The 4685-nt window shown below is 44.4% G+C and carries 4 protein-coding genes; all 4 read right to left on the reverse strand.

What is annotated here, in order from left to right:
• Positions 1 to 252 precede the first annotated feature (252 nt).
• Positions 253 to 1575: a CoA-disulfide reductase gene (locus tag ACED42_RS21425; protein WP_371704082.1), complete on the reverse strand. Its 1323-nt coding sequence runs from the start codon at positions 1573 to 1575 to the stop codon at positions 253 to 255.
• Positions 1576 to 1652: 77 nt separating this feature from the next.
• Complete coding sequence (locus ACED42_RS21430) at positions 1653 to 3059, reverse strand: cation:dicarboxylate symporter family transporter (protein ID WP_102482066.1); 1407 nt, start codon at positions 3057 to 3059, stop codon at positions 1653 to 1655.
• Positions 3060 to 3096: 37 nt separating this feature from the next.
• A complete protein-coding gene (locus tag ACED42_RS21435; RefSeq protein WP_017111552.1) occupies positions 3097 to 3480 on the reverse strand; it encodes a RidA family protein in 384 nt (127 codons plus the stop codon).
• A gap of 24 nt (positions 3481 to 3504) precedes the next feature.
• Positions 3505 to 4170: a transcriptional regulator gene (locus tag ACED42_RS21440; RefSeq protein ID WP_371704084.1), complete on the reverse strand. Its 666-nt coding sequence runs from the start codon at positions 4168 to 4170 to the stop codon at positions 3505 to 3507.
• Between the last annotated feature and the right edge of the window lie 515 nt (positions 4171 to 4685).

The raw sequence follows: 4685 nt of genomic DNA on the forward strand, positions 1-4685 counted from the left end.
AAACCGGCAACCGTTAATAGCGGTTCTAGGGTTCAAATCCCTATCCCTCCACCACCATTGAAAAGCCCGCTGAGAAATCAGCGGGCTTTTTTACATCTTGAATTTGCTAAAAGAGAGCTCAAAAACACTAGATAAGTCGTTATATTATCTAGTTATAAGGTTCGTAGAGTTAAGGCATTAAAAAAGCAGAGCGTAATCGCTCTGCTTTGATGTCTCAATGAATACTCTTTGGAATTTGTACAATCAGCTCGCTTATTTAGCGACGTTACCCGCCACGTTTAAAGCATCCCAAGTACGTGAAAAAGGTGGGGCATAACAGAAATCCATGTAGCCTAGTTGTTGAGTAGTCATCTTGGCTGTGATCGCTACGGCCAGTGCATTGATGCGGCCAACGGCTCCTTTCTTACCTACGATTTCACCACCTAAAAGGACCTTAGTTTCTGGGTGATAAACCAACTTCACCTTGATGTCTTCTTGGCCTGGGTAGTAATCGGTTTGGTTCTTATCTGAAATCGTTGATACTTTGACGTCCAAGCTGTGTTCTTTCGCCAGAAGTTCAGATACGCCGGTACACGCCAATTCGTAATCGAGTACTTTCAAACAAGACGACCCCAAGAAGCCCGACATGTAGGTATCTTTTCCGGCTAGCTTGTCTGCCATCATGCGTGCTTGTTTGTTGGCTGTGGTTGCTAGAGGAACATAAACGGGTTTGCCTAGTGCCATATGATGGACAACGGCACAGTCGCCTACAGCATGGATGTAAGCGTCTTCAGTGGCACCATATTCATTCACCAACAACGCGCCATTTTGAGCTTTTGGTAATTCGAATGCTTCCGTGTTTGGTTTGAAACCGAGTGATAAGATAACGACATCCGCTTCTATATTGCCGTTATCGGTTTCTACGATGTAACCGCCTTGCTCCGCATCGCGAATTGCAGATACGCTGCACCCTGTTTTTAGCTCTGCACCTGATTCGCGAATCGCACCTTCGACTACTTCAATGATTTCTGGGCTGAACTGACGGCTCATGATTTGTTGTTCACGTTCGATGATCGTCACGTGTTTGTCTAAGCCGTGCGCTGCATCGAATACTTCCAGGCCGATAAAGCCTGCCCCTATAACACACACACGCTGCTTGTTACTATCCTTTAGCGCTTCTTTAACCGCCAATCCGTCTTCCATGCTTGTTAGTGTGTATACGTGCTTTGGATTGAACTCACCGAATGATGGAACGATTGGTCGCGCACCTGTTGCAATGACCAACATATCGTAATCGATGACGCTTTCTTCATTTTGGTGACGTACTGTAATTTGTTTTTCAGTGCGGTCGAATGACACCATTTCTGTTTCTACACGTACATCTAAGCCTGATTTTATGGCTTGATCTGGTGTACGGGAGATCATCCGTTCGGTGTCATCAAACATGCCGCCTGCAAAGTAAGGTAGGCCACAGGCTCCGAAAGAGATGTAGCTACGCTTATCTAAAACGATGACTTCGTCTGATGGTTGATTACGTTTGTACTTTGCTGCGAAACTCATACCCGCGGCGCTACCGCCTATAACAACAACTTTCATATTTACTACCTAAATAACCTGAACTCAGGAAAAACAGAAGAGCACTCACGTGGAGTGCTCTTAATTAAGTTTGAGAATTATACTGCTGCTTCTTTTGATACTGTCGCTGTAACGTCAGCGTCGTACTGTTCAGTATTCAATGATCCATTCTTCTTCGCTGTAAGAACACCAGACAACATAGAGCCTGAGATGTTCAGCGCAGTACGAGCCATGTCAATTAGCGCTTCGATAGACACTAGAATCGCGACTACTGTGATGTCTAGACCCATGATGGTCAGTACCGCTACTGCTGCGAACGTTGCACCGCCACCAACACCTGCGATACCGAATGAAGCAATCGCGATAACAGCTATCAGTTGTAGGATAAAGCTCAAGTCTACAGGCATGCCCATGACCTGTGCCGCCATGATTGCTAGCATTGCTGGGTAGATACCGGCACAACCGTTTTGACCGATACTAGTACCGAATGTCGCTGACATGTTTGCTGTTTCTTCGTCTACACCTAGACGTTGAGTTTGTGTTTCAACGTTTAGTGGGATAGCTGCCATGCTTGAACGAGACCCGAAACCGAACACGAGTACTGGCCAGATTTTCTTCATGAACTTAGCAGGAGAAAGACCGAACATTGACACCATGACGAAGTGGATGCCGAACATAACGCCAATTGCTACGTAGCTTGCTAGAAGGAAGCGGCCCATCTCTGCAAGTGCGAACAGGTCGTTGGTCATCATGAACGTGGTCATCAGAGCGAATACACCGTAAGGCGTTAGCTTCAGGATTTCACGAACCATTGAAAGAACCACTTCTTTTGCAGAATTGATGAAATCAACGAAGTTTTGCACTTTCTCTGGCTTACGGTTTTTCACTTGAAGGATGCAGTAACCAAGGAACATGCCGAACAGTACAGTTGATAGCGTAGAAGTACGCTGAGAACCCGTTAGCATGTCGAAGATGTTGGTTGGAATGATAGACAGAGCCATTCCAGACAGACCGCTGCTCGCCATTGCATCTTGTGTTGCTACCAGTGAATCACCGCGAGCTTCAATCGCACTGTTTGTGCCGATAGTGCTTACTAGCGCGTTTGCATCGATACCAAATAGGTAAATACTTGCGATACCAACGGCTGCTGAGATTGCACAAGTGAAAAGTAGAATACCGATGATTTTTGGTGCGATTCGAGATAGCGCACCACCGCCTTCGACGTTCATGATCGAAGAGATCATCGCCACGAATACCAGTGGGATAACGATCATTTGTAGAAGTTTGATGTAGCCTTTACCGAATACGGAAATCAGTTCAGCAAAGCCAGATGTCGCAACGTTGCCGACACCGAAAACAAGTTGAATTGCGCCACCGAACAACAAGCCAGCAGCAAGCGCACTCAGTACGCGGAAGTTAAAACTTTTCTTTTGCTTTTTGAAGTTCGACAGCAGTGCGTAGAACCCAAAGAACAGTACGCTTAATGCGATAAATGAAACGCTCATGAGAATCTCCTATGATACCCATTAATACCTAAATCGGTTATTTTTTGTATGCGATGGCTTCAACTTCAACCAGTGCGTCTTTTGGTAGTCGTGCTGCTTCAACACAAGAGCGAGCAGGTGCATTCTCAGTCCCAAACACCTCGGTATACACTTCATTAAAGGCAACGAAGTTCTCCATGTCTGATAGGAAGCAGGTTGTCTTAAGCACTGTGTCCAGTCCTGCATTACTCGCTTCTAATACAGCTTTTAAGTTTTCTAGAGACTGACGAGCCTGCTCTTTGATGCCGCCCTCAACAAACTGCATGGTTTCTGGAACGAGAGGTAATTGACCTGATGTATAAACCATGTCGCCGTAAGACGTACCTTGTGAGTAAGGGCCGATAGCTGCAGGTGCTTGTTCAGTGGCAATGATCTGTTTCACGATGTAACTCCTAAATTATTGGTTTTATTCTGATTTAAATTCACGGATAAACTTGTAAACCGCCTGTCGGCTGATCCCAAGTTGCTCTGATACTTGTGTAGTCGTCTCTTTTAGCTCAAATACTCCGTTATCAAATAAACAACGAATGATGGCTTTATTGCGACCTTTGGAAGAAACCGACTCGTCTTGGTCAACCTCGTTAATGGCTGAACTCAATGCTTGTTGAATCACGTCGTTTGCATTGTTGCTGAATGTCTCGCTGACAATGGCTTGCGGCACATTGCACTGCGGCATCAGTGTTTTGACGATTTCTGGGAATGGGAAAGACAAGTTCATGTTGATACACAGCATGCCGATAGGTTTTTGCTTCGGACCAGCAAGCACACAGGTGGTCGATTTAAGTAGGGAACCATCTGCTGCGTTGGTGAAATAGCTTTTCGGAGAAACTTCGCCAGTTTTCTCGAATGTGCTCCACATGCGTAAACCTAAATCGGTGATTGGTGACCCAATATCACGACCCGTATGATGACCATTGACGATCTTCACGACTGAGTTTTCTAAGCTTTCAAATGAATGGATAACCACTTCGCAGTAAGGACCAATCAAATCGGCGATAGTGTCTGCTAAGCGGAAGTAATTGCTTAAGCATTCTCTGTCTTCATCGGTGAATCGAACTTGTTTTACATTCATGATTTCGGTTTACATTTTTGAACTCAATGACTGAAATCTACTCCTTTGGTGGTATTCCCACAAGATGCGGTAAACTTCTGTAAACCTGAAGTGAACGTTCAAAACATCAACAAATCGTAAGGTTTAGACCTATATCACGAGCGGAATTTGAACAAGATCACTAAAGATAGCCAAATGAGGTTTAATTTCTTAAACCGCATCAAGGTTTACATATTTAAAACCAAAGGTTGCGTTATTGAACCCTTTGATGATCTAGGACAAGTTATAAGGAAAGGCAAAAAGTTGGATTGATTGGTATTGTAAATGCATGGCAATCAGGTATTTAACTCGCGAATGTGGTGGTGAGTAAAGATAGGTGGTTAATTGAAAATGAGGTTGTATTAGAGAGTTAAATTCACAAAAAACAGCTTTTTAATAGGATGCAAGCTAGGATTTAGATCCTAAAAAAGCAGCTGAAGTTGCTAACACTGATCATTTAAGCATTTTCCTGATCAGTTGAACGATCCTACAGATGG

The organism is Vibrio sp. FF145 (assembly GCF_041439075.1).
GTDB classification, from domain to species: domain Bacteria; phylum Pseudomonadota; class Gammaproteobacteria; order Enterobacterales; family Vibrionaceae; genus Vibrio; species Vibrio tasmaniensis_A.